This window comes from Xanthomonas sp. WHRI 7064 (assembly GCF_040202355.2).
In the GTDB taxonomy this organism is placed as follows: Bacteria; Pseudomonadota; Gammaproteobacteria; order Xanthomonadales; family Xanthomonadaceae; genus Xanthomonas; species Xanthomonas arboricola.
In genome coordinates, this window is record NZ_CP167821.1 from 2,929,439 (window position 1) to 2,956,220 (window position 26,782).

The window sequence follows — 26,782 nt, forward strand, 5'->3', positions numbered from 1 at the left end:
GACCCTCCCAGGTGCCGTGACGCCATGGTAGACGCGCGCTCCGGGGTTCCGCATCAATGCATACGTATTCATGGCAATGGCTGCAGTGCAGCATGGCCCATCCACGCCACAGCGCTGCATAGTCGCCGCTGACGCAACGGCCGCCTTGGGAGGGGATATGCCGCTGGTTTCACATCGCGTGCGTTCGATAGCGCGCGCCGCACGCAGTGCGCGACTGCTTGTCCTGTTGCTTGGCAGTCTTGCGGGCATCGCGCAGGCCGAGCGCATCGCCATCAGTGCCGATTCGCCCGGCAACGTCCTGCAGGTCACGCTGGAAGTGGACGGCGGCACGCCCTACTACCGCGTGCAACGCCTGGGTCAGCCGGTACTGGAACGCTCGCGCCTGGGTTTCCAGTTGCGCGACGGGCGGCTGGACCGCGGCCTGGTCGTCCTCTCGCAAGCACGCCAAGCCCATGACGATACCTGGGAACAACCCTGGGGCGAGACGCGCCTGGTGCGCAACCACTACAACGAACTAAGCGTCAGCCTGGGCGAACGCGGCGGCGCGCAACGCCGCTTCGATGTGATCTTCCGCGTGTACGACGATGGCATCGGCCTGCGCTATCACTTTCCCGAGCAAGCGGGATTGCGCGAAGCCATCATCAACGAGGAAGTCACCGAATTCGCCATCGCGCAACCGTCCGAGGCATGGTGGATTCCGGCAGGCGAGCCGATCCACTACGAATACCTGTATCAGCGCACGCCTTTGAGCCAGGTCGCGCTGGCACATACGCCGCTCACCTTGCGCACCGACAGCGGGCTGCATGTCGCGCTGCATGAGGCGGCGCTGGTCGACTACGCCGGCATGTGGCTGCGCCGTACCGAAGGCCAGCGCCTGCGCGCGCAGCTGTCGCCCGCTGCCGAAGGCTGGAAGGTGCGGCGTAAGCTGCCGTTCGATACGCCGTGGCGCACGCTGCAGATCGCCGACCAGGCTACCGGCTTGGTGGAATCCAACCTGATCCTCAACCTCAACGCGCCGAATGCCTTGGGCGATGTGAGCTGGGTCAAGCCGTCCAAATATGTCGGGGTGTGGTGGTCCATGCATCTCAACCAGCAGACCTGGGCGACCGGGCCGACACACGGCGCCACCACTACCAACACCAAGCGCTATATCGACTTCGCTGCGGCACACGGCTTTCGTGGCGTGCTGGTGGAAGGCTGGAATCCGGGCTGGGACGGCGAATGGTTCGGCAATGGCGGCAGTTTCGATTTCACCAGGCCGACACCCGATTTCGACCTGCCCGCGCTGAGCAAATACGCCGCCGGCAAGGGCGTGCATCTGATCGGCCATCATGAAACGGGGTGCGCAGTGGATCATTACGAAGACCAGATCGCCGAAGCCATGGACCTGTACGCCCGGTTCGGCGTGGACTCGGTCAAGACCGGCTATGTCTGCGACGACGGCCAGGTGGAACGTCGTAACCCGGCAGGCGGCACACCGCTGCGCGAATGGCACGACGGCCAATGGATGGCGCGCCATCATCTGCGCGTGGTGCGGGAAGCTGCCGCGCGCCATCTCGCGGTCAATGCGCACGAACCGATCAAGGACACCGGCCTGCGCCGCACCTATCCCAACTGGATCTCGCGCGAAGGCGCGCGCGGCATGGAATACAACGCCTGGGGCCAGCCACCGAATCCGCCCGAGCACGAGGTCAACCTGGTGTTCACCCGCCTGCTCGCCGGGCCGATGGATTACACGCCCGGCATCGTCAGCCTGAAAGGCCGCAACGGCCAGGCGATTCCCAGCACGCTTGCGCGCCAGCTGGCGCTGTACGTGACGCTTTACAGTCCGATCCAGATGGCCGCCGATCTGCCCGAGCATTATCTGCAGCACCGCGATGCCTTCCGCTTCATCGAAGACGTGGCGGTGGATTGGGATCAGACCCGCGCCTTGAATGGCGAAGTCGGCGACTACGTCACCATCGCGCGCAAGGACCGGCATAGCCGCGACTGGTTCCTGGGCAGCATCACCGACGAGCATGGCCGGCTGCTGCAGGTGCCGCTCGGATTCCTTGAACCCGGCGTGCGCTACACCGCTCAGATCTATCGCGATGGCGACGGTGCGGACTATGTCAACAACCCGTTCGCCTTTGTCAGCGAACAACGCCAGGTCAGTAGCGCCGACACGCTGGAACTGCGTCTTGCGCCAGGTGGTGGGCAGGCGATTCGCTTCGTGCCGGTGGATGGCAGGCGCTGACCTGGTCACAACGGGCTGAAGAGATCTTCAACGCGATCGAGTGCATCGTGCAGCGGCACGGCAGCCGCTGCGTGATGCGGTGCTGCCGTCTCACTACAAGCCAGATGGCTTAGCGCGCCGCAGCAAAGCCGGCGTGGAATCGATTCCAGCGCCATCAGCCGGGTTGAATACGTATGCATTGCCCGTTTGCACCCAGATGCCGTGTCTACCATACGTCGCAGTCGTGATGTCCGTCGTGGCGCGCGATGCAATGCATCCAGGCGTCTGCCGGATCGAAAATTCAAAGAACAACATGTACCTGGGAGGGGAAAATGTTGAAGCACAAGCGCTCTGCGCTGAGTATCGCCCTGGCCGTCGCCATGGCACCGACGTTGGCCGCCGCGCAATCGGCAACGCCGGCATCAACAACCGACACCGAACAAGCCGCCGGCGCGGTGACCGAATTGGACAAGGTCCAGGTCACCGGCCTGCGCCGCGCGATCGAAGGTGCCATCTCGGTCAAGCGGGATTCGACCTCGATCGTGGAAGCCATTTCGGCCGAAGATATCGGCCGGCTGCCGGACGTCAGCATCGCCGAGTCGCTCGCGCGCCTGCCTGGCCTGGCAGCGCAACGTGTGGCCGGTCGCGCACAGGTCATCAGCGTGCGCGGGCTGTCGCCGGACTTCTCCACCACCCTGCTCAACGGCCGCGAAGTGGTCAGCACCGGCGATAACCGCAGCGTGGAATTCGACCAGTACCCGTCCGAACTGGTCAGCGGCGTCACCGTCTACAAGACGCCCGACGCCGGCCTGGTCGGCCAGGGCCTGTCCGGCACCGTCGACATGCAGACCGCACGCCCGCTCAGCTACAACGAGCGGGTGATCGCCATCGGTGGCCGTTACCAACGCAATTCGTTGGGCAAGGCTGCCAACGTCGATCCGTACGGCAACCGCTTCAATGTCAGCTACATCGACCAGTTCGCCGACCGCACCATCGGCCTGACCATCGGCTACGCACACACCGACATGCCGATCCAGGAAAACCAGGTCGGCCTGTACGAGCCGTGGCAGCCAGTCAACGCACAGCGCCCGCGCCCCGGCGTGGCCGACGGCGTGTATTTTTCCGACGGCATCAAGGCATTGCGCCGCACCGGCAACCAGAAGCGCGACGGCGTCATGGCCACCTTGCAATACCGCCCGTCCAATGCCTGGACCAGCACGCTCGACGCCTTCCACACCAAGGCCGAGCAGATCGACACCGCTAACCAGTTCGAGCTCAACCTGAGCAACTACAACGGTGGCTACACGCCGGGCCTGAACATCAGCAACGTGCGCGTCAACGACAGCAACAGCTTCACCGGCGGCGACGCCAGTGGCGTCTATCCGTTGGTCCGCGGCATGTACAACAAGCGCGAAGACACCATCGATGCGTTCGGCTGGAACAACGAGATCACTGCCGGTGCGGTCAAGATCACTGCTGATCTCAATTACTCCAAGGCCACGCGCGACGAACTGAACCTGGAGAACAATCTTCAACGTGCGCCCATGCCGCAGCTGGATACCGTCGGCGTATCGGTTGTCGGCAACGGTTTCTCCCAGCTTGCGCCGGGAATGGATTACTCCAATCCCGATCAGCTGTTTCTCACCAACACCATCTACGGCTCCGGCTACGGCAAGGTGCCGAGCGTGGAAGATGTGCTCAAGGGCGCACGCCTGCAGGCCAGCTTCCCGATGCCCGAAGCGCTGAGCTGGTTCTCGGATCTGGATGTGGGCGTCAACTACGCCAATCGCGAAAAACAGAAGACCCAGCCGGAAGGCAACATCACCCTTGGCGCGCAGGGCGAATCCACCATCGCACCGGACCTGCAATACGCGCCGGTCAACCTGGGCTTTGCCGGCATCGGCACCCTGCCCGCCTGGAACGTCCCGGCGGTGGTCTCGCGTTACATGCTGTTCAATCCCAGCGACGATGCCTCGTTCCTGGTGTCCAAGGCCTGGACCGTCGAAGAGAAGATCACCACCGCCTGGCTGCGCGCCAATCTCGATACCGAATGGGGCGATGTGGGCGTGCGCGGCAATATCGGCGTGCAGCTGCAGAGCGCCGACCAATCCTCGCGCGCAAACTACTGGGATGCCTCGCAGCCGGTGGGCAGCGAAGTGCGCCCGATCGACGACGGCAAGACCTATCGCGACTGGCTGCCCAGCCTGAATCTGGCCTTCCAGTTCCCGCACGAACAGACACTGCGCTTTGCGATGGCAAAGCAGGTCGCGCGCCCACGCGTGGATCAGCTGCGCGCCTCGCTGGAATTCGGCGTCGACACCTCCACCGGCCGCCCCGGTGCCAGCGGCGGCAACCCGATGCTCGACCCCTGGCGCGCGAACGCCATCGATCTTTCCTATGAAAAGTATTTCGCCGAGCGCGCCTACGTGGCAGCCGCATTCTTCTACAAGGACCTGAAGAGCTACATCTACACCCAGAGCCGCGACAACTACGATTTCTCCGCGTTGGTGGCCGGCTACGTGCCGCCGCCAGGCTCTGCGCCGGTGCTGACCACCGGCACCTTCAGCGCCCCGTTCAACGGCAAGGGCGGCACCCTGCGCGGCGTCGAACTCACCGCTTCGCTGCCGCTGGATCTGGTCTTCGCTCCCTTGGAAGGTTTCGGCATCCAGGCCAGCGCCACCTTCAACGATAGCGACGTCAAGATCCGCGACCCGGAAAGTGCTTCCAGTGTCGGTGACGGCGAAATCAGCCTGCCCGGCCTGTCCGAACGCGTCTACAACCTCACCGCCTACTACGAGCACAAGGGCTTCGAGGCACGCGTCAGCCAGCGCCGCCGCTCGGACTTCATCGGCGAGATCGGAAACTTCAACGGCAACCGCACGCTGCGCTACGTGGTCGGCGAAAACATTACCGACGCGCAGATCAGCTACAGCTTCAACGACAACAGCGATCTTGCCGGCCTGACCTTACTGCTGCAGGCCAGCAACCTCAGCAACTCGCCCTACCGCACCTATGCCGAAACCAAGGACCGTCCGCTGGAATACATCGAATGGGGCCGCACCTTCGTGCTGGGCGTCAACTACAAGTTCTGACGCGAGGTGACCTGCAGGCGAGGCGCTGATGGCTACATCGTTATCTGTGGCTGGATCGTTATCTGTGGCTACGACGTTACTTGTAGCTACGTTGTTACCTGTGGCCACATCGCTAACTGTGGCTACGCTACCTAAGTGATAACCGGCGTATCACCAGGCTGCCCGGCCCCGGCGCCAGACCTCTCCATCGGGACAACGAAGCCCCTTTCCCACCGGGAGAGGGGTTGGGGTGAGGGTACGGCACAAGCACGGCGTGCATCCACCAAGCACAATCCCCCCGCTCTTCTACTGCCTGCGCCGTCACCTTGGATACGGCTCTGCTGCCCACAAGGCATCGAACGTTTCTCTGAGCAGGGAAGCAACAACATCGAACAGAGAAAACCCGCCGACGTCATGCCGGCGGGTTTTCTTTGATCCAAAATTTTAAGAATCCAAGCTTGCATCGCTCTCTGCAAAGCACATAGGGTCGGCCGCAATCACGCAACCCTTGCGCATCAGCACTTCCCTGCGCATAGCAGTCGCTTGTAGCACCAGAACGGAACCAATCCAGGCACCATCAGCGCCTACCTGCACCAACACGAATCCAAGCCACTGCTACAAGGCCGCCGGTAAACGCCGACGTCCTCACAGTCAATCGCAATCCCTGTGCGGCCTTCTGGTCAAAACACCCGACTGGCGTGGAGAACAGCACACCCTGCCTCATCCATAGAGCAAGGACCTGATCGACAGGGAATAGCCGCACAGCTGGCGTAACGCTATAAATTCTTGGCAAACCAAGCAATCGTCAACTACAAAAAAAGCGAGGCATTCCCCCAAAGGAATGCCTCGCTGCGTTCCAGACGATCACCCATCGACAGTTAGCTGGCGCGACACATCGTCAACCACCCTCGATCGCGCAAACCACCGCATGCCCGGCCAGACGCAGGCGGTCATGGCCGATGGCTCCGCGCTCTACGCCGGGTACATTGACCTGCTTCCACGTGCCAGCCGGCATCCCAAGCTCGGCTGCATCGGCCGACAGATTGAATGCCAGCAACATCACCCGGCCGGCGTGCTCGCGCCGGAACATCAGCACAGGTTCGGCGGTGTCGTAGAACGTGATCGTACCCTCGCGCAACGCAGGCTCGCCCTTGCGCCAAGCCAGGAACTGTCGCACCGCACTGAGCACGGACAACGGATCGTCCTGCTGCACGCTCACCGCAGCCGCACGATGCTCTTCAGCCAGCGGCAACCACGGCTTGCCGCTGCTGAAGCCTGCCGACGGCGCATCCGTCCATGGCATGGGCGTGCGGCAGCCATCGCGACCCTTGAAGGTTGGCCAGAAGGTAATGCCATAGGGATCGCGCAGATCCTCGAACGCCACATCCGCCTCGCCCAGGCCCAGCTCCTCGCCCTGATACAGGCAGATCGAGCCGCGCAGCGAGCACAGCATCGCCACCACCATCCGCGCGAACGCCGGCGACGCATCGGCCCCGCCCCAGCGTGTCACCGCGCGCACCACGTCGTGGTTGGAAATGGCCCAGCATGGCCAACCTTCCAGCATCGTGGCTTCGAGCCGGCTCACCGTCTCGCGGATATAAGCAGCACTGTAGTCCTGCACCAGCAGCTCGAAGCTGTAGCCCATATGCAGGCGGCCATGAGCGGTGTACTCGGCAGTGGTCGCCAGCGAGTCTTCCGACGAGATCTCGCCAAGGCTCACTGCATTCGGATAAAGATCCAGCAGCCCGCGCAGGCGCTCGAGGAACGCTAGATTTTCCGGCTGCGTGTTGTTGAAGTAGTGGTACTGATACGCGTAAGGGTTGTCGGCACTGAACCCACGCCCCACACGCTTGTCGGCCGGCTTGGCCGGATTGTCACGCAGCTGCGCATCGTGGAAGCAGAAGTTGATCGCGTCCAGGCGGAACCCATCCACCCCGCGATCCAGCCAGAAGCGCACGTTATCCAACGTCGCCTGCTGCACCTCGGCGTTGTGAAAATTCAGGTCCGGCTGATCCACCAGGAAGTTGTGCAGGTAATACTGCTCACGCCGCGGCTCCCATTGCCACGCCACCCCACCAAACAGCGACAACCAGTTGTTCGGTGGCGTCCCGTCGTCACGCGGATCGGCCCATACGTACCAATCCGCCTTCGCGTTGGTCCGGTCCTGCCGGCTCTCCTGGAACCATGCATGCGCGATCGAGGTGTGGCTCAACACCTGGTCGATCATCACCTTCAAGCCAAGGCCATGCGCCTTGTCGAGCAGCCGATCGAAGTCATCCAGCGTCCCGAACAGCGGATCCACCGCACGGTAGTCCGCGATGTCGTAGCCGAAATCTGCCATCGGCGACTTGAAGAAAGGCGAGATCCATATCGCATCCGCCCCCAACCCGGCGATGTAGTCGAGCTTGGCGATGATGCCGGGCAGATCGCCCACCCCATCGCCGTTGGAATCGAGAAAACTACGCGGATAAATCTGATAGATGACGGCCCCGCGCCACCATGGTGTCTGCGACATGTACGCCCCTCCCGGGCCAATGCGGGCGCCAGATAGGCGCTCAGCGAAGGCCGTTAGCGTAGCCGTGCCCACAGCATGCGGGGCATTTGTGCATACGTATTCATAGCGGTATGCAGCAACGCCTAAATATCCCGGGAACTTACATTATGGCTTGCACCACCTCACTCGCCATCAAGAGAGCTGGCATGGAAGAAACTTGAACTCAAAAAATCGAATTGTCGCATATGAAAAAAATGCTATTCGACGACTGAAATAGATTTAAAGCGAACAACACTAAATACGCGTTATTAAAAAAATTTCATCAATCAGAACATAGCCCGTCCGTTAATCTGCGACGGGCTTTAAAAACATTGCGCATACTAACTCAAGCTTATGCGTGATCCTGAAGATCGGCGTCTTTGGCACGCTTACGTGCACCTGAGCCCTTTCGGTTCGCATAGAAGTCTTCCAGCCACTGCTCTGGCGTCAGCTGATCTACGCTTACGCCTAGCTTATCGGCTTTACGCGACAAAATTTGATGCATGATTTCGATATTGTCGGTCGAGGACGAAATCACCGAAAGGGCATCATCCATCCCACGCAGGTTGAGCTGGCACACTGCCGAGGCGTGGCCCTGCTTGACCAGAAAGCAACGCGAGCGCTCATCCAGCGACACCACCACCTGATATTCGGCGTCGGTGAGCTTGAGACCTTCCATATAATCGTCACGACTGGCGCTTGGATTTGGCAACAAAATCATAGTTGCGGTTTGTTCGATAAGTGCGGCAGCGATATCGCTGGCCAATGCGTCTTCCGGGCTCTGGGTGGCGAAAATACCCAGGCCATTCTGCTTACGGATGGTCTTCTGCTTGTTCTTGGCGAATTCTTTCAGCCCTCCCTTACCATCGAGGATCTTCCAGAACTCGTCCATTACGTAGATCAACGGACGTCCGTCGATCAACGCCTCCAACCTGTGAAGTAGATAGTTGATCACCGGCACGCGAACTTCTGCATTATCGATCACATCGGTGTAGTCAAAGCCGATGATCGAGGCGCGCGTCAGGTCGATGGTATCAACTGGGTTATCGAACACCCAGCCCAGCGAATTGCCGGCGGTCCAGCGACGCAGGCGCGCATACAGCCCATCGTCACCCATGTTCGGCAGGCTCTTGCGGAAGTTGCTCATGCTGCGAAGATGCATCGGCGTGTCCAGCATGCCCTCCACCGCACGATAAATGTCTTCTTCCTCGCGCGAACTGTACTCCGACTTGCCACCCAGCACCTTGATCAGCTCGGCCAGAAATTGCGTGTTGGCCTCATTGCGTTCGCACTGGAACGGATTGAAGCCCGTTGGCGCACCATTCTCTAGCGCCAGATAGTTGCCCCCGCAGGCACGCACAAAGATTTCAGCGCCGCGATCCTTGTCAAAGAAGAAGATCGTCGGAACCGGATCGAGCTTCTGCACCTGGCTCAACAGGAAATTAATCAGCGCGGTCTTACCCGTACCCGACTTACCAATCACCATCGTGTTCGCGATCGCCTTCTCTCCCAGCGAGTTTTCGGCCGGATGGGTAGCGTGGAAGTTGAAGTAATACGGCTGACCGTTGGTGGTCTGCAGCGTGGTTACGCAGTCCCCCCAAGGATTATTATGTTGCTTACCCTGCGCAAAGTTATGCAGCGGGGAAAGACCGAGAAAGTTAAGAGAGCTGAGATTGGCAATTCGAGTACGGAAACGCCAATTGCCTGGTAGTTGCGCGTAAAATGACGACGCTACTGCGAGATCTTCCTTGGATGAGACAAAGCCGGCATTGGACAGCTCAGCACGGGTAGTTGCGATCTGCTTGGCCAACTTCTCTTGGCTGTCGGCATAAACAGCAATCGTAAAATGGTACTCACCAAGCACAAAATTGCCTGAAGCTACGTCATCCATCGCAACATCCAGATCCCTGATCTGACTGGACGACTTGTCTCCCGACGAGATCATCATACCCTTTGTACGCTCAAGCACTTTGAGCGCGTCATGGCGACCGACAGGACTAAACGAATGCGTCACGACATACTCAAAATCCAGGTATTTCAGACCATTGAGAATGCCTGGATACGTTCCATCAGCATATTCTTTAACGTTAAGAATTGCACCGAAGTGATTAAGGCCATCGGGCGTGCGAATGACGAAGTCACCCGTCTTATTGGCAAACATGTGCTTACTGACTGGAAGATATGCCTGCACCGGTGCTTGCAGCACAGGAACAGGCTCATCGATCCGGTTAAGCAAATAGCCAAGAAACTCCAGCGTTTCTGAAAAAACAATACCATTCTTGGCTTCATACATGCCCAACCGGTAAGGCGAATAGTCCTTAAGCACCGCCTCCACGTTTGTGGCGAGCTCAATCATCTTCGCTATCGCCTGCTCTTCTTCCGAGCGAATTCGCTCCGGGTCGCCAGACTTTTCGACCAAGCGGCGACCAGTGACCACCGGCCTGTAGATCATGCTGAAATACAGCTCATTCTGCATGATCTTTTGCGACGATAAAGCAGCGTAATACTCGTCGGACAATCCTTGATTGAAAGACTGCTTGAAGCGACTGGCATTGCCAATCCTGCGACGGCGGCGGACGTCGTGCACCCAGAATGCCACGTTCGCGAAATCTGGCGCACGCAATGTCTGAAGCAGGCGATTGAAAGTATTGTGACGCTGTTCCAACTCGAACTCGTCGCGCCCAACGAAAGGAAGGCCACCTAGATGCCAAATCAACAGATAGTCGCCACCAGTCGTCTTTAGAACCGACGGTGCCACGTGCGTCGAAATGGAGACGAATTCGCTGATTGGACTATCTGGACTTAACATGGAATTACCAGTTTAAAGAAGGAAACGTCAAAAAAAGCAATCGACATAAGCACCAGCCCCATGCAGCTTGCGCGCATGGGGCTGATAGAGCAGATCCAGGTGATTACTGACGCTTTCCAGCAAGCACCTTGCGATATTCGTTAGGGCTAAACACCCACATTCCGGAATAGCGCTGCAGATTACGGACACGCATCCGAAATAGCCATCGCAATCCTAGCAACCTGAAAATCATTTCATCCCTTTTGGCCATTTGCTGCATGATGAAGATGAAAACAGGAATAGTAAGGAGGAACCACAAATCGAAGTACATACCCATCATCAGGCCACCACCGGCACCGACGAAGAATGGGATATAGGGAACCCCCAAAAACATCGCCGGGCGAGTGCACCCACGAAAAAGTACATCTTTATGCATAGTGATGGATGGCTTGCAGTAGCGCCATGGCCGCTTCGCCCGTGCACTGGTTGTCACGCTTGCCGATCACCATATTGGCAATCTGGCCGGCAGCACCAATCAATACGCCGCCAATCAGAATCGGCGACACTTCAGAGATGCGTTTGTGGGCAAAGGCAATCTGATAACCAGCGACAATCACCGCAATCGTCACAACAGCTACAGAACCCATCGTAAGCAACGTATTGACATTATCCAGAAAACCACACACTTTTTCATCGGTCTTTGCCAAGTCACCGACCTGAGCGCCAGCACCACCGGCTACCAGCAAGGCTGAGGTGAAAACCAACGCCTTCAGAGCCTGAATACCGACCATCTTGGCGTCGGCGATCAACTGTTTGTTATTTACTGATTTCATGATCTATCTCCTTGGAACGGGGGGACTCGTAACCATCCGATGGCAATTTTTCATCCTTGCTAAAACACAAACGCACTATCTACTTGAGACTGTCGAGGCGGCGTGGGATCAGGAGCTGGCGCGGCTTGACTAGCTGCAGCCGAAGCAGCGGGCTGTCCTCCTGCAGCAGGAACAGCGACGCCACGCCCCTGTCCGGTTGCCCGAATGACGTAAAGGTCGCTTTCCGCTTGAATCGGCGAGGAGGCCACCGCGCGCTGAGCAGGGACGGGCGCGGTTGCACTTTCGGGCAGCGTTTGGAGCTGCACTTGATTTTGCGCAGGTGCAGCCATCTCTTGAATCCGACGTGAAATGATGGCATCTGCAAGTCCAGCGGCAATTTGACGCGCAGGATTCTCGTTACGTATCTTGATCGGCCGATTAGGAATGACTCCGATCGGCTCAGCGCCACCTGCAGAAGCCACTGACTGCCGGATGGATGCGTAAATCTTCTGCACGTAGCCGTGCTTGAAGCCAGTCTCAAAATTACCGGAATAGTAACAGCTGAACGATTTACCCCAATTTGCACCTGAGCGAGAATGGCACTCAGCCAGAATCTTTGAGGCTGCAACCAAATTAGGGCATTTGGCAAACGCCATTTCGTAACTCGTCAGTCCGTACTTCAGCAGATTATAGCGATTGACCTGACCCAGGCCGAGAGAGAAATTGTATCCCTTTTGCTCCAACATCCTCGCAGTAGCGACCGCTTCTTCAAGACCCCGCGGCTCACGCACCAGCCTGCCACCAACCACACCGATTGCGTAAGGATTACGTGATGATTCAACGCGCACAACGTGCTGCATCACCTCGCCAGGGACGGCTAGTCCGGTGCATCCCATGAGTTCCATGCCAGGCAGCATAGCAGCCTCCTCAAATTCGATCGACGTCAGTTGCTTGCGGCTAGTTAGCCGCCCCGCAGTGTTCTTACCGGATCAAAATCGATCCCTGTGATGAAGCGACGTCCGGCATGCGCCTTGATATGCACCACAATATCGATGGTCATGCGCAGCAATCGCTTGATCACCTCGAATTCTAAACCAGAACCCTCACTAGAGGCCTTCACCATAAGCGCAAGCTGATCCCACGTCTGCTCCACGCTTCCTGCGTGACAACTAGTGATAGAGCCAGGATGGCCGGAAGCGCAGTTCCGGATGAAATAGAACGATTCATCGCCGCGTAATTCCGCAAGGATAATCCTGTCGGGCTTCATCCGGAGACAGGCCTCCATGCAGCTTTTTGCGGTTACATTGCTGGCGCTCTGCCCTCCTTTTGAATAAAGAAGATGCACCGAGTTCGGCTGGCTGATGAAAAGTTCTCGAGCATCCTCGATAGTGACCAGGCGCTCTTCGTTAGGGATATGATTGACCAGTGCTTTCATGAACGTAGTTTTACCACTACCGGTTGCACCGGCCACGACCACGTTCTTCTTGTAAAGTACAGACTTCTTAAAAAACTCCGAATAATCTTTATTGCGGCGTAATTCAAGCAGCTCACGATCATGATCACTAACATCCGCAGCCTGTTCCAACACCTGGTCAAAGAACCCGTCATGCTTATACTGCTCGAGGGTCTTGGTATGTTTGGAAGGCAAACGAATTGTGATCGAAACCTTGCCGGCATCGCATGCAGGAGGGATCACAAACTGCGCGCGCTGACCGGTTGGAAACGTCAAAGAAACAACTGGATCGGCGTCAGTAATACGCTGACCCGTATTACTTTCATTAACAACTGCAGTGCAAAACTGCCTTGCTCGATCGAATGTTAGAGATGGCACGTCCATGCGCTGCCAGCCATTGATGGTTTCGAGATAGATTTCGCCAGGACGATTGATGCAGATTTCAGTAACTTCAGGGGAATTCAGATAATCAAGAATACCCAGCACCGAGTACTGATAATCCAGAAAATCGTTAGAAATCCGCGCAAGCGGAGAATCGTCAATCGTCATGACGGCACCTTCACTCACCTTGGCAACACCGCTGTGAAATCAACGTCCTTGGCTACATAAACGTTCAGCACTGTTCCCTGATTGATCGTCACAGTTGCAGGGCGGCGGCCGGATTTTGCGACTGCTTGCTCTGCGATATCCTGAATGCTACGAGCGGTATTGCTTTCAAACGGCTGCTGGGTGATGACACCACTACCGACACCAACGGTGGTTGTCTCAGGGCCATATTCTGCTGCGGCGTACTTAAATGCGTCACTCAGCATACTGATGAATAGCGCAGACGCAATTTTATTGCCCCAGTGAGCGTTATACTGGCCTGGATGACCCGCACTACCGAGATTGTCAATGCCTGGCCCTTCCAGCATTACATCGATGCCAGTCGGGGTCGTGATGCGGTCCCAGACCACCTGCATGCGAGGAGAAGTCGGCTCCTTTGCTGCGTATTGCCCAAGCATCTTTGAACCCTTCGGCAACAGCAAATTATGCCCATTAATCGAATATACGGGCTCGGTCACGATGCATGATGTAAAGCCATCGAAATCACTGATGATTCGGGTCTCTAAAATGCAGCGAATATACGTTCCGCGAACTAGCAGCCCATCTGGATTACTAATTGGCTTGGCCAAGGTAACTTGCTTGTCTTCCTGATCAGCTGGCAGCTGTGCCCCCAGCAGACCACTGCTAGCTTGTGGGCCCTGTCCGGCAGACTGTTCAGCGAGAATACGGCGCTCCAGCAACGTAGGACCACGCTCGCGCTCAGGAGCGATGACACGCTCCTCGTTATACTCAGGTGGCGCAGTTGGCAAAGGCAGCGGATCTTGCTGCTGCACAAGCGGCACCGGGCTGGGGTCGACAGACGATGTGATATTTTGCGGCAACGCTGGCGCGACGACCGTTTCAACGCGAGGCTTCACCGTCTCCTGTTTGCCTGAGCTACGTGAAACTAGCCAGAAAATCGCAAGAATCAACAATGCTGCTATACCGGCCAAGAACACCAAGGCTTTGCGATTGAGCCGCTTGATGTCGTTGGAGTGCAACACGGGCTCGTTGGCATCAAGATCCGGAGCTTCGGCTGCCCTCTGGCGCGCAAAGTAAGGGTTGCTTTCGCGTTCGTCGTATTCTGCACGGGACTGCTCATCGCGTCCGGGGATGCGCTCGTCGGAGTTGTTTGGCGTATTTGAGTTCACTTTTGCTTATTCCTTCGCAGACCTACGACATTGCTGCCATGGCGAACTACCAGAAATGGATAGGTGCCATGCACGATCAATGTATTTCCTTCAACCGTGGTATTGACCAAAAAGTCTTCAGAGTGCTCTTTTTCACGACCGAAGACAGCAGGAAAATTACCTGTCGGGAAGCGGGTCAAATCCATATTTACGTAAGTGAACTTGCCGTCGTCATATACGCGACTCGGAATCAACCAGGATTTTTTAGTTCGCGTCGAATAGTCATAATCATAATAATAACGGCGATCCTTCAATATCTTGGCATTCAGTTGCGGGCCATCCTTAACCGCCACCGCCTCCTCGGGACCGTTAAAACTGGCATCCTTTGGGTAAGTGAATACTATCTTATACTGCACACCAGCCTGTTTGGCCTGTTCCAAACGCTGCCAATCAGTCGCCACCACCTTAAGTTCAAGAATGTATGAATGCGTCGCAGTACGAATCATCATATTCGTATCGACATCGACATTCTTTGGCTTGAGGTAGAAAACATTTTCGCGGCGGGTCAACTCCCAGCCACCGGTAAAACCAGTACTGTAGTCCAGGATTTTTTCGTTCGGACTAAGCTCCACCTGAGTTGTGATTCCCAGTCCCGTACGCACCTGATAAATGCGGTCTGGCGCATACTCATACTCCTGCACCACCTGTGCAGTCGCGGAGGGCACGCATAACGCAAGCGGTAGCAGCGCAAGTAGCGACGTCCTGTATCGACTAAAGAGATTCATCTACCGCTCGCTCCATTGACATTATTCGGTGTCCCCTGGGGTTGGATCGCAGGCTGGGCCTGATTTGGATATGTCGCTGGCGCCATCTGTTGCTGAGCCGGCACACCAGCAGGCGCCTGGAGAATCTGCTGGGCAGGCATCGTACCCGCCGGCACTGCGTTAGGCGCACCTGGAGCAGCAGCTCCAGGCATTCCGGGCTGCACTACCGGAACTCCTTGAGAAGCTGCAGCTGTTGATGGAAGCATCTGCGTGCCGGAAGCAGGAGTCGCGGGCAGAGCCGAATAGTCATTATCTACGCGATAATCAGTGACTCTGAAGCCTAGCGGATTTTCCACCCTCAGCTCATCGGTCATCTGGAGATTATCTTGGTAAACAAACTCCATTGTCGCGATCTTGTTATCTAACAAAGTGCTGACCGTAGAGCTTTTATCGTAGATATTTCGCTGGAAACGTACCGTCGCCCCTGAAAAAGGCTTACCCTTCCCACCAATAAGAGTGATGCTTAGGATCGTGATACGAATTGCGCGATTCCTTCCATAGACGATGAAAGGCCTGGCCGGATTATTGGCGGCATGCAGCGCACGATACTCAGCAAGTACGCTCGTGGCGGCCATTGATCCGACCGTATTCCAGTCACGATCGCTGATCGTCGATGCGTCATACGACTCGCGGGCTATGATAAAGCGTGCAATATTGCTACGCGCTAGCGCCTCGCTCGTACTAACTGCACGTCCACCAAAATTCGCCTCGAGTTTTGCAATCGTGCTGGTTCCCGAGTAGGCGTCCGCCATTACCAGGTACGGTACCTTCTCTTTCAGCGGCAGCATGTAATAGTAGCCGCCGGCCGTCATGACGGTAATGATCATGGAAACGGTCGCTACCATCCATGCACGCTTTTCGCTGCGGCGTGCGAGATCGGCGATGCTGACCTCGTAGTTCACCGCTTTCTGGACGGCCGCACCCACTTGGGCAGATCCGTCCTTTTCACTGACCTTCTTACGCAACATGTCTAGATCCGTCACCGTAGGGCCCTGTCAGGCCCGAAACTATTGCCGCGACGTGCGCGGACACATGGGAGGCTTGAGCTGGCTCACCGACCGAATGCTGGGAGCATCGGATCAGCAGTTCAGCTCTTAGAGCTTTGCTCCAGACGACACCGGCACCGGCTGTACCAGCAACTTGTTGGCGGAGACCGAAACCGACACACCTTGCGCTGCGTACACCGCGCTCAGCTCGGTGGCGGCTTGCTGCACGCTGGTGGTGCTGATACTGGAAACCGGGGCGATCAGGGTGTAGTCCGAAGGCAGGTTGTAGGACAGCTGCATGTTGGAATCCGTGGCCCATCGTTCCAGCATCGTCTTCAACGTGCCGTCCATCGGCGTGGCCTGATACGTATAAGAGGTGTAAAGCGGAATTTCGGTAGGTGCTTCGTCAAAGTGATTGACGTGCTTCCAACGTCCACCAAAATCGGGAGCAGGCTTGGTCGCGCAGGCCCCGATCAACGCAGCGACCACCAAGACCAGCGACAGCTTGGACACAGACATCGGATTCACTCTGACTTCTCCAACTCATGAGATTTCGGGCTTAAGACGGACAGCACAACAGCTCCGCTCACCTTCGGGTGACGGAGGGGATCTGCCTCTGATGACTCGATCGAGTGTGCGTGGCCGCCCGAACCAGCCCGAACAGGCCAGTCAGCGCCATGCATGCGCACACCCGGTGAAAATGAATACGCCGAAGAACCATCCATAGCCTTACTCCTGTACGACCCCGTCCGGCGCCGCCCCTCTTAACAAAAAATCAACACTGCGCGAATTCTGGGTAACTTTGCCCTTAACGAACACATGAGTCAAGAATTACCGGCGCCCCTTCGCAGCCGTTGTGCGACAACCGTCACAACCTGATGGAAAGCGTTTTCACATCTGTCTTGGGCAGCAGGCGTGCGGTGAAATAGCGGTCTTCGTAGTAGCGGATCTTGTCGCATTTCACCGGATGCGGAATGCCCTCGTACAGGAAGACCTCCTTCTCATTACCCATCGCCTTCAGCTCCTGCGGCAACATGAGCGCACGCCGCTCCTCGGAAATACTCCGGGTGGTTTCCCTGCCTCGAGTGACGTTCTTCTTCTTGATGGTGGTGTAGCCCAACATCTCGGAGTAGTCGTTCGCATCCTGCTGCTCGCGCGGCGCGTACAGGATCTGCAGCGCATGGTTGGTGATGATGGTGCGCGACAGATCCTTGCCGTAGGTGGCGTCCAGCTGCGCCATGCTCTGAATGATCGGCAGCAGGCGAAGGTTGTAACCCGCCATATAGGCTACCGCGGTGGCGATGATGTCCACTTTGCCGATCGAGGTGAATTCGTCCATCAACAGCAGGCATTGGTACTTCAGCTCCGGATTGGACTTCGGAAGCTCGCGGGTGTTGAGGTTGATGATCTGACTGAAGAGCAAGTTGATGATAAGCCGGCTTTCGGCCAGCTTGTTGGGCTGGATGCCGATGTAGATCGTCATCTTCTTCTTGCGCAAGTCGGTGAGCAGGAAGTCGTCCGCGCTAGTTGCCGCGTCCAGGACCGGGTTGATCCATGCGTTGAGCGGCTCTTTCAGGGTGCCCATGATGGACGCAAAGGTCTCATCGGCCTGTGACAGCATGTTGGAAAATGCCGAGCGCGCATTGCTGCTGAGGAACCTGCGCTCGGACAGCGACTTGAGGTACTTCTTGAGGTCTGTACCATCCCCGGACGAGAGGCGATAGATGCCGCCAAGCGTGGGAGCCCCTGCCCCGCCCGGGAAGCCGAGCGACAACTCTTCGTCCTGGTTTTCGAACAGATACAGGGCGAACGCCATGAAGGCATTACGCGCCTGGCTGACCCAGAACTTCTGGTCATCCGACCCGTCCGGATACAGCATCGCAGCAATGCTCATCAGATCCGACACACGAAAGGCAGGATCGCTGGACACATAGGTCAGCGGATTCCAGCGATGGGTGCGACGGTCCTCGGCGAAGGGATTGAAGAGAAACACCTCATGCCCCTGACTGGCGCGCCAGCCGCTGGTGAGGTCGAAGTTCTCCTGCTTGATATCCAGGACCACTACCGATTCCTGGTACTCCAGCAGGTTGGGAATGACCACGCCGACGCCCTTGCCGGAGCGCGTTGGCGCGGCGAGGATCACGAACTGTTGCCCGCTCAGCCGTACAAGCTTGCCGTTGAACTTGCCCACCACGATGCCGTTGCCGCTCGGCTTGAACAAACCGTGCTTGGAAAGGTCTGCCGCTCCGGCAAAGCGCGCGTCGCCATGCAGCGCCCGCGCCTTCGGCTTGACCAGGAGCACGACCGTGATGGCCCAGATGATCCCGGGCAGGCCAAAGCCGAGAATGCCGGACATCTTGATCTTGGTTGCGTAAGGCACCACTTCCGGCAGGCCCAGCGCCTTGACGTAGCGGTAGTAGGTATCCCACGCATACAGCCCGGTATCGAGCCGCAACAACAGAAGCGTCAGATATCCGGACAGGAAATATCCAACAAGCAATGTCACCACGGTGGCGATTGCAATTATTTTGGCTTTGGACACGCGCCCCTACTCCTTGGCTTACTTCTCAACGGCACTCAGCGACGGACGACGTTTTTGTGATCGAGCAGATCCGACTTGCGTCCACCACTCTCACTCTCAACGAGCGAGTCGATCCAGACTCTGGCTTGATCCAGGGAAAGATCCGGCGTGATCCGGGTTCCGGCATCCGTCACCACGGCATAGGCCACCACGGCGTCGGGCGCGTAGGTGTCTTCCCGGGTGATTGCCACGACACGGTACCCGCCCCTGGTCAGCACCGTGTGCTGATACTCGTCCATCGCCAGCCTTCCTTTTCGTCAGCGCGGAGGCGATGCTAAAGCAAGACGTGTGATGGAGAAAGCGGTTTCGGTGAAGCCGACACAGCCGCGCGCGCATTCGACGCCACACGAGGATCGGGATGGGTCAGCGCCGGCGGAATTCCGTCAGCAGTTGATGTGCTTTCTTAGCCACACACGTGCCTGGCACCAAAAAACCTGCTCGCCGCTTCATGGATGGGTGACCAGCGCCGCGACGAAATGACACGCGGAGCGGAAGCTTGGCCTGGCGCCAGAACCTATTGCTCAGGAGCGAAAGAGCGCCCGGCTTGCTAGACCACCGCTCCGCCGCCGGCAATGCCCGGCCGCTGCACGAAATTCGTCCAACACGCCTGGGCGATGCACATAAGAAAATGAAAGCGATCGCCGAAGACCAAATACAGGGCACGCGGAAGATGCAGGAGCTGCTGCGTAAATCACTTCGGGATCCGCGGCAGCAGTCGCTGCCGATGTTGAAACCACTCAAGTCGCCGTGCCGTCTGGACTTGGAGTGGTGGGCGGTACAGGGTTCGAACCTGTGACCCCTACCATGTCAAGGTAGTGCTCTACCGCTGAGCTAACCGCCCGTTTCCTGCATCAGCATTGCGCTGTGCAGGGCGCGCATTCTAGCGCAGGGTTTGGATCACCACAAGCCCTCCCTGCGCTCGAACTTTCGCGCTGTCGCCCTGCCCTACGCCAGGCTGGCAGCTTTGAGTTTTTGGATCTGGTCGCGAATCTGCGCGGCCGCCTCGAACTCCAGGTCCTTGGCGTGCTGGTACATCTGCTGCTCCAGGCTCTTGAGCTTGCCGGCGATCTGGGCAGGCCCCATTGCGCGGTAATCGGGCATCTCCTCCGCCACCTGACGCGACTTTGAGCGCCCCTTGCCTGCCTTCTTCTCGGCGGCATCCTCGCGCGCACCTTCCATGATGTCGGAGATCGGACGCGCCACCGACTTGGGCGTGATGCCATGCTCCAGGTTGTACTCGACCTGCTTCTCGCGGCGGCGGTCAGTCTCGTCGATCGCGGCCTGCATCGAACGCGTGATCTTGTCGGCATACAGAATGGCCTTGCCGCGCAGGTTGCGCGCTGCGCGGCCGATGGTTTGAATCAGCGAGCCGGTCGAACGCAGGAAGCCCTCCTTGTCCGCATCCAGGATCGCCACCAGCGACACTTCCGGCATATCCAGGCCTTCGCGCAACAGATTGATGCCGACCAGCACGTCGAACTTGCCCAGACGCAGGTCGCGGATGATCTCCACGCGCTCCACCGTGTCGATATCCGAATGCAGATAGCGCACCCGAATGCCGTGCTCGCCGAGGTACTCGGTGAGGTTCTCGGACATGCGCTTGGTCAGCGTCGTCACCAACACGCGGTCGCCGAGCTTGATGCGCTCGTGGATCTCGGACATCAGGTCGTCCACCTGCGTTCCGACCGGACGAATCTCGACCACCGGATCGATCAGGCCGGTCGGGCGCACCACCAGCTCGGTGATCTCGCCCGCGGACTCGCGCAGTTCGTAGGGGCCCGGCGTGGCCGACACATAGATGCTGCGCGGCGAGCGCGCCTCCCATTCCTCGAAACGCAGCGGCCGGTTGTCCAGTGCCGACGGCAGACGGAAACCGAACTCCACCAGCGTCTCCTTGCGCGAGCGGTCGCCCTTGTACATCGCGCCGATCTGCGGAATGGTCACATGCGACTCGTCGATGACCAGCAGCGCGTCCGGCGGCAGGTAGTCGAACAACGTCGGCGGCGGCTCGCCGGGTGCCTTGCCGGTGAGATGCCGCGAATAGTTTTCGATACCGTTGCAGAAGCCGACCTCGGCCATCATTTCCAGATCGAACTGGGTGCGCTGCGCCAGGCGCTGCGCTTCGACCAGCTTGTTCTGCGAATACAGCTGCTCCAACCGTTCCTTCAGTTCGTCCTTGATCGTGTCCACCGCGCTCAACGTGCGCTCGCGCGTGGTCGCGTAATGCGTCTTGGGGTACACGGTGTAGCGCTGCAGCTTGCGCAGAGTTTCGCCGGTCAACGGATCGAACAGGGTCAGCCGCTCGATGTCGCCATCGAACAACTCGATCCGTAACGCCTCGGTGTCGGATTCAGCTGGAAATACGTCCAGCACTTCGCCGCGCACACGGAACGCGCCGCGGGTCAGCTCAAATTCGTTGCGGGTGTACTGTAGATCGGTGAGATGGCGGATCAACTGACGCTGATCGATGTGCTCGCCCACCGAAAGGATCAAGCGCAGTGACAGATAGTCTTCCGGCGCCCCCAGGCCGTAGATCGCCGACACCGTGGCCACTACAAGCGAATCACGACGCGACAGCAAGGTCTTGGTCGCCGACAGACGCATCTGCTCGATGTGCTCGTTGATCGAACTGTCCTTCTCGATGAAGGTGTCCGACGACGGCACATAGGCCTCAGGCTGGTAGTAGTCGTAGTAGCTGACGAAGTACTCCACCGCGTTGTGCGGAAAGAACGACTTGAATTCACCGTACAGCTGCGCCGCCAGCGTCTTGTTCGGCGCCATCACCAAGGTCGGTTTCTGCACCTGCTGGATCACGTTGGCGATGGTGTAGGTCTTGCCGGAGCCGGTCACGCCCAGCAAGGTCTGTTTGGCCAAACCGGCCTCGAAGCTGGCCACCAGCTTCTCGATGGCGGCAGGCTGATCGCCGGCTGGGGAGTACGGGGATACAAGCTGAAAACGGTCGGTCATGGAGCGGCACCCTCAATCGACCCCCAAGTATACCGACGGCAGATGATGGCAATGTTTGTTGTTTTCCTACCCCAAAGTCAGCCTTGACCTGATCGTCAGGCCAAGGCTCATTCCCGAAGCTTGAGCTCCTCAGCGTAGGGCTCCACGATGGATAAGATCCGACGCCAGGCAGGATTCAACCTGATGGAAGCAATGATTGCAGGAGCGGTCCTTGCAATCGCCGTCTCGATCGCGCTGCCATCCCTCAGCAGACTCCACCGGTCACACCAAGTCACTGCCACCGTGCTCGAACTCGTCGCACACCTGACCTTAGCAAGGTCAACGTCCATTGCGCGGGGAAGTGCCGTTGCGATATGTCCGAGCAACTCGTTAAGCGAATGCATGACTGGCCATGACTGGACCAGCGGTTGGCTTATATACGCGGATCCCGACGGCAATCGCAGGCCGGACGATGCCAGCGACATCATCGCGTCGGCAAAACCGACGCACAGCTCAAAGCTCAGCATCCTTACCACCACGGGCCGCACGCAGGTGCGGTACGGCTCATTGGGAACCACCCTAGGGAGCAATGTGACCTTCCACATCTGCCAGGGTGGGAGCCTTGAGGCCCAAGTAATCGTCAGCATTGCCGGGCGGACCCGCTCTGTACGGCCGCAGCCGCAACCATGCCCCTCATGAGAACCTGACGCGCGGACGTAACTGGGGGCTTGCACAGCCGGCCGGCCATCCCTATAATTTGCCTCCCCGCCCGAATAGCTCAGCCGGTTAGAGCACTTGACTGTTAATCAGGGGGTCGTTGGTTCGAGTCCAACTTCGGGCGCCAAATTAAAAACCCACGCTACGGCGTGGGTTTTTTTGTTTCTGAGCTGTATCCAAACGTTCTACCAGACGCAACTGCGCGGCAACGCAACTCACGCTCAGAACCAACGGCTGCTGTCTGCGAAGGCACACTCTGAAATGACAACAGCAGGCGGCGCAGCAATGCACCGCCTGCTGTTTGATCCACAAGCCGCTCAGTCAGCCGAAAGACGGGCCAGCTCAGCGATTACGCACCCTTCACGCCCGGCATTGATGATGCGACGAAGATGCGTAAAAAATCACCAACAATCGCTGACAGACGTTGCCGTACCACTCTCCCGGCGCTCACCTGATTGCAGAATCGACAGAGTGGCGCATTTCGTATCTGCTCTAGCTTGCTGGTTGATCGGCGTTGCTGTGATCGTGTAGGTCCTTCCATCTGCTGAAGGTGCAAGCGCTAACGTATAGCTAGTGGCAACACCGGAATCGCACTGAGGAAGTGCTGGTGGAGCACTGGTGTTGTTGTAGGACATATACGTCGTGTAGTAGCGCTCCATGTACTGCGCACCACTCTGCAGGCAGCTCGTTGCAGCTGAACGCTTCGCGCGCACCACCGCCGCCTGGTAGTTATACATCGCAATGCCTGCCAGGACCGCAATCACAGCAACCACGATCATCAGCTCGATCAGTGTAAAGCCCGCAGCAGCATGCTTTTTGCCAACGGCTCTCATGCTCACATCTCCTTCAACAGTTCGCGCCAAGAGACACGAGAAGTCCGGCGCGCCTCACGGATACGCTGACACTCCACGGTTGCATTGGAAAGATTCGTACAGATAAGTCCCGGACCGCCACCGCCACCGCCACCGCCAGTCAGGATATTGCCTGTCGTGCCCATTCCTCCAAGCCCAACAGATCCAGTTGCCGCCGGTGTTCCTGGCGACCCCGTGCTACCGCCTACCGACACCGTCTCGTCTGCGAATGACCCGTTACCATTTAGGTCGAAGAACGACTCGGATAAGCTCGCTCCGGTGAAAGCGTTCAACGCGTTCTGAAAGCCAGTGCCTCCTGGCAGACACGGATCGCTGCTGGGAATGATGCTCGAAAAGTTCAACACGTCATTAACCACCTGAGGGTCACTGATGACACGCTCGCCAATCGGTGTGCCGGGAGGTGTTGGCGGATTAACCAAATCGATGTACCAACCATTACGCCCGGCGGGAAGCACTGAAGGCAGCTCGAAGGCACGTACTGTACGTCCCGTATCGTCGTCTGTAGCCACTGCTGCGATAGTTCTCTGTTGCAAGGTGCTCTTTGCAATCGAGGCTGCCCCATCCTTCAACCCGTAAACGGTCTGAACACTTCGATCCGCCGTATCGCCAGTCTCCATAAAACGACCGGTGCCGAAGAAGACCCAAAGTTGGAAAGTAGAAGGATCACGAGCGACGACCGGCGACGAGGTGATCGGCTGCGCTTGCCCGGCTGGACTGGTCGCGGTAAACATGCGAACCCGGCTGCTTGCATTACTCCAAGCCGTTCTGGTCGCCGAACTGATATCGAACTTCCACATATTCCCCAGAATGTCGCCGGCGTAAACGAAGTCGGCCGTCCCGTTCCCATCAACGTCACGGATGGTAGGCGCCGACATTCCGTTGGGAGACGTCGCAGAGCCCACACCTGTGTCCATTTCAGCAAGGAGCGCACCATCACTAAGTCGGTAGATTAGCAAAGCTGCGCGATTGTTGGTGCTATTTACACCGTTAGGCACGATCAAACCCATATCACCATTGTTGAGCTTCGCAATGATCGGCTGCCCAAGAATCAAGCCCATGTTATTGAGCGGTGTTTCGGTACGCTCCCACTTGACGCGCGTGGCAGCGAAGCTTCCAGGACTGGTGACGTCAAGCGAATACAATCCCTTGCCACCACGACCAAGCGTGCCAACAAGAATACTCGCGTCAGGCGTCTGATCGCGGCGCGATAGAATGACCGGGCCGTCTACAAAATACCGATGCTCGTAGTCAGGCCGACTCAATGTGCTGAGATCAGCGAAATCTAGCGCTGCGGGGATGTAAGCAAACTCTTCGGTCCCATCGCTTGCATCAAAGGCATGTAGCATGCCGTCATTGGCACCTACATAAACAGTGTTCGTTTGAGCATCGTAAACGGGCGAGGAACCGACAATATCGCCGAGCACCGTTGTGCGGTTGCGTAACGTACCGCCATTGGCAAGTTCCTGATTTCGAGAACCGGCGATGTACGCAGCATTGTCAGCACCACTCACTGCAGGAGCAGCACTTCGTGTCAATGGCGACAGCTGAGCTGTGGTTGGAAACGCAGCTCCGGTCAAGCCATTGAAAGTGAAAATCTTGCGACCAGTCGTCGGAATTCCAGCCGAGGCGTTCCAGGCCGGAGTCGCAGATGTACCAGACGATGTGACTGGAAATGCACGCAACTGCCCAGACCAGATACCGGACACAAAGCTCGCCTGAAACGCAAGCGTCGCGCTATCTACACGCGTGGAATTTGCCGATAGATTAGAGAATGCGCCTGCCCGCTCGATAATGGACGCCAGCGACGCTTTCAGAGCTTGGGTAAATTCGTCAGGATTACTCGCAACAATGAAATCTCCTCGCCCGTTGACAGACGCATGCCATAGATCATCCACGTTGACGATCGTGTTATTTCTCGGGGTGGGCCAGTTCAGGGTTCCCGCTGTTAATGCAGGAAGGTCGGTCTCCGGGTTCAAAGTGCCTGACGCACCGATAGAAATCGCGTATGTCACCATGTGCTGCCAAAAACCAGGATCGCGACTGGAGGTAGGCACATTATTTGCGAGATCAGTACGGAGGTCATTTTTCCAAAACCGCATCGCCACGTCGGCAAGCGTATCGGAATCCGAGCTGGCATACGGACGCACTGGCCGGTACGTGTACGTGTCGCGCGTGGTACTGGTAATCGTCTGACCCGCGACATTGTCTTGCTCGTTTGCAATGTCCGCGTAGTTATCTTTTCCGTTCCAATAACCGTCGGTGGTTAAAATAGTAAAATTTTGACGACAAGAAAACTGCGCGCTTCCTGCCTGAGGGCCATATGGCCCACCAGCAGCCGCACTACTATAATAGAGTCCAGCATCCGTCAGCGCACCATGAAGAGGCGTCGCACCTGACCCTGATGCACCGTAGAGCCGGTCATACCAAAGCGTCTTGTTATTATTCGCTCCCGAACCACCATTGGGGTCGTCGAACAGCCCGTCATTCCGACCAATCGGAATCGGATTATCCTGAGTAATTAGATTTCCGGTTTTATTTCTACGCCAAATTGTCCGGAAGCCAACTCGCGCCGGCGTATTAAGGTCAGCAAAAGCCTGGCCAGCACTAGCTTTCGCGACTTTCATTCTAGTGCGGTAGTAGGAATACCAAATCGCAAAATTGGTTCGCTCCGAACTTTCATCGCCACGGAGAGCTGGATTCGGCAAGGCAAATGTACAATTTTTCCATTGCCAACCAGAATTGCTGGAATCGCAATTTCGACCTGCAAGCCCTTGTTGACCAGATACATTTTGCAGATATTCGCTTCTTACAATACGTCCGTCCGTGTGAATCTGATAACGCCAATAGCTACTGACATTAGCCAACTGAGCTGCAGAGGCACCAGCATTCTTTGGAACAAAGAAAGTACGTACGCCAGACTGGAGATTTCCGGACCCAGTAAGGAACGAATCGTCAGTATATACATTCGAATAGCTGACGCCGCCAGTCATCTGACTGCCGTCAGGATTAAGCCACGGCTTGTAGTCAAATGCAGGATTATAGTAAATTGTATTCCTGCTATACGCCTGCTCCGCTATGTTGATCGGCGTCGTTCCAGGCAAAACATCCGGCATAGAGTCCTCGCTCATCGAGCCAGAATCATCCAGAATAAATAAAATATTTGGGGAGACACGACCACTGGATTGCAGGGGCTCATCCGGCAAGTTAACTGCCCCTGCAGGAGCTGCAGCCAATGTCGCTGCCAGTGCCATGCAAGCGCAGCGCAGTTG

The 26,782-nt window shown here is 57.5% G+C and carries 18 protein-coding genes, 2 tRNA genes and 1 pseudogene; 5 read left to right on the forward strand and 16 right to left on the reverse strand.

Going from position 1 to position 26,782, the window contains the following annotated elements:
- The first annotated feature begins 157 nt into the window (after positions 1-157).
- A complete protein-coding gene (locus ABQY74_RS12580) occupies positions 158-2,236 on the forward strand; it encodes a glycoside hydrolase family 97 protein (RefSeq protein WP_349791666.1) in 2,079 nt (692 codons plus the stop codon).
- A 311-nt stretch (positions 2,237-2,547) separates the two neighbouring features.
- Positions 2,548-5,307, forward strand: coding sequence for a TonB-dependent receptor (locus ABQY74_RS12585; protein WP_349791668.1), 2,760 nt, complete (start codon positions 2,548-2,550; stop codon positions 5,305-5,307).
- 877 nt (positions 5,308-6,184) lie between these two features.
- On the opposite strand, the gene ABQY74_RS12590 is transcribed toward ABQY74_RS12585, so the two are convergent.
- The 12 genes and pseudogenes from ABQY74_RS12590 to ABQY74_RS12645 form a co-directional block, all read right to left on the reverse strand.
- Entirely contained in the window at positions 6,185-7,801 is a 1,617-nt protein-coding gene (locus tag ABQY74_RS12590; protein WP_349791670.1) for an alpha-glucosidase, read from the reverse strand.
- Between the two features lie 370 nt (positions 7,802-8,171).
- Positions 8,172-10,628: a VirB4 family type IV secretion/conjugal transfer ATPase gene (locus tag ABQY74_RS12595; RefSeq protein ID WP_104554110.1), complete on the reverse strand. Its 2,457-nt coding sequence runs from the start codon at positions 10,626-10,628 to the stop codon at positions 8,172-8,174.
- A 103-nt stretch (positions 10,629-10,731) separates the two neighbouring features.
- Positions 10,732-11,043, reverse strand: coding sequence for a type IV secretion system protein VirB3 (locus ABQY74_RS12600; RefSeq protein ID WP_104554109.1), 312 nt, complete (start codon positions 11,041-11,043; stop codon positions 10,732-10,734).
- Complete coding sequence (locus ABQY74_RS12605) at positions 11,036-11,440, reverse strand: TrbC/VirB2 family protein (protein WP_104554108.1); 405 nt, start codon at positions 11,438-11,440, stop codon at positions 11,036-11,038. Before ABQY74_RS12605 ends, ABQY74_RS12600 begins: the two co-directional genes overlap by 8 nt.
- A 322-nt stretch (positions 11,441-11,762) precedes the next feature.
- Positions 11,763-12,324: pseudogene (locus ABQY74_RS12610) on the reverse strand (lytic transglycosylase domain-containing protein); the annotation flags it as partial.
- A 56-nt stretch (positions 12,325-12,380) separates the two neighbouring features.
- Positions 12,381-13,421, reverse strand: a complete 1,041-nt coding sequence (gene virB11, locus ABQY74_RS12615; RefSeq protein WP_024937943.1) for a P-type DNA transfer ATPase VirB11 — start codon at positions 13,419-13,421, stop codon at positions 12,381-12,383.
- A gap of 14 nt (positions 13,422-13,435) precedes the next feature.
- Positions 13,436-14,608: a TrbI/VirB10 family protein gene (locus ABQY74_RS12620; protein WP_104573539.1), complete on the reverse strand. Its 1,173-nt coding sequence runs from the start codon at positions 14,606-14,608 to the stop codon at positions 13,436-13,438.
- Positions 14,605-15,372, reverse strand: a complete 768-nt coding sequence (locus tag ABQY74_RS12625) for a TrbG/VirB9 family P-type conjugative transfer protein (protein ID WP_349791674.1) — start codon at positions 15,370-15,372, stop codon at positions 14,605-14,607. Before ABQY74_RS12625 ends, ABQY74_RS12620 begins: the two co-directional genes overlap by 4 nt.
- Complete coding sequence (locus tag ABQY74_RS12630) at positions 15,369-16,379, reverse strand: virB8 family protein (RefSeq protein ID WP_181098264.1); 1,011 nt, start codon at positions 16,377-16,379, stop codon at positions 15,369-15,371. The genes ABQY74_RS12625 and ABQY74_RS12630 overlap by 4 nt, the downstream gene beginning before the upstream one ends.
- A gap of 126 nt (positions 16,380-16,505) precedes the next feature.
- The gene (locus tag ABQY74_RS12635) at positions 16,506-16,916 is read right to left on the reverse strand and encodes a TcpQ domain-containing protein (RefSeq protein WP_349791676.1); all 411 of its coding nucleotides are present in this window, start codon (positions 16,914-16,916) and stop codon (positions 16,506-16,508) included.
- 349 nt (positions 16,917-17,265) lie between these two features.
- Complete coding sequence (locus ABQY74_RS12640; protein ID WP_349791678.1) at positions 17,266-18,939, reverse strand: type IV secretory system conjugative DNA transfer family protein; 1,674 nt, start codon at positions 18,937-18,939, stop codon at positions 17,266-17,268.
- A gap of 35 nt (positions 18,940-18,974) precedes the next feature.
- Positions 18,975-19,217: a hypothetical protein gene (locus ABQY74_RS12645; RefSeq protein WP_349791680.1), complete on the reverse strand. Its 243-nt coding sequence runs from the start codon at positions 19,215-19,217 to the stop codon at positions 18,975-18,977.
- Positions 19,218-19,474: 257 nt separating this feature from the next.
- Here ABQY74_RS12645 and ABQY74_RS12650 point away from each other — a divergent pair, with 257 nt between their 5' ends.
- A complete protein-coding gene (locus ABQY74_RS12650; RefSeq protein ID WP_349791682.1) occupies positions 19,475-19,774 on the forward strand; it encodes a hypothetical protein in 300 nt (99 codons plus the stop codon).
- Here the strand turns inward: ABQY74_RS12650 and ABQY74_RS12655 are convergent.
- Together ABQY74_RS12655 and uvrB are read right to left on the reverse strand one after the other, a co-directional pair.
- Positions 19,745-19,819: transfer RNA gene (locus ABQY74_RS12655), tRNA-Val, on the reverse strand. The genes ABQY74_RS12650 and ABQY74_RS12655 overlap by 30 nt on opposite strands.
- 104 nt (positions 19,820-19,923) lie before the next feature.
- On the reverse strand, positions 19,924-21,945 hold the full coding sequence (uvrB, locus tag ABQY74_RS12660; RefSeq protein WP_039526529.1) for an excinuclease ABC subunit UvrB: 2,022 nt from the start codon (positions 21,943-21,945) through the stop codon (positions 19,924-19,926).
- Positions 21,946-22,137: 192 nt separating this feature from the next.
- On the opposite strand from uvrB, the gene ABQY74_RS12665 reads away from it, so the two are divergent.
- On the forward strand, positions 22,138-22,623 hold the full coding sequence (locus tag ABQY74_RS12665; protein ID WP_241239631.1) for a GspH/FimT family pseudopilin: 486 nt from the start codon (positions 22,138-22,140) through the stop codon (positions 22,621-22,623).
- Positions 22,624-22,691: 68 nt separating this feature from the next.
- Positions 22,692-22,768, forward strand: a tRNA-Asn gene (locus tag ABQY74_RS12670).
- 274 nt (positions 22,769-23,042) lie between these two features.
- Here ABQY74_RS12670 and ABQY74_RS12675 read toward each other — a convergent pair.
- Positions 23,043-23,474, reverse strand: a complete 432-nt coding sequence (locus tag ABQY74_RS12675; protein WP_102584842.1) for a type IV pilin protein — start codon at positions 23,472-23,474, stop codon at positions 23,043-23,045.
- 2 nt (positions 23,475-23,476) lie between these two features.
- The gene (locus ABQY74_RS12680; protein ID WP_349791685.1) at positions 23,477-26,716 is read right to left on the reverse strand and encodes a PilC/PilY family type IV pilus protein; all 3,240 of its coding nucleotides are present in this window, start codon (positions 26,714-26,716) and stop codon (positions 23,477-23,479) included.
- Between the last annotated feature and the right edge of the window lie 66 nt (positions 26,717-26,782).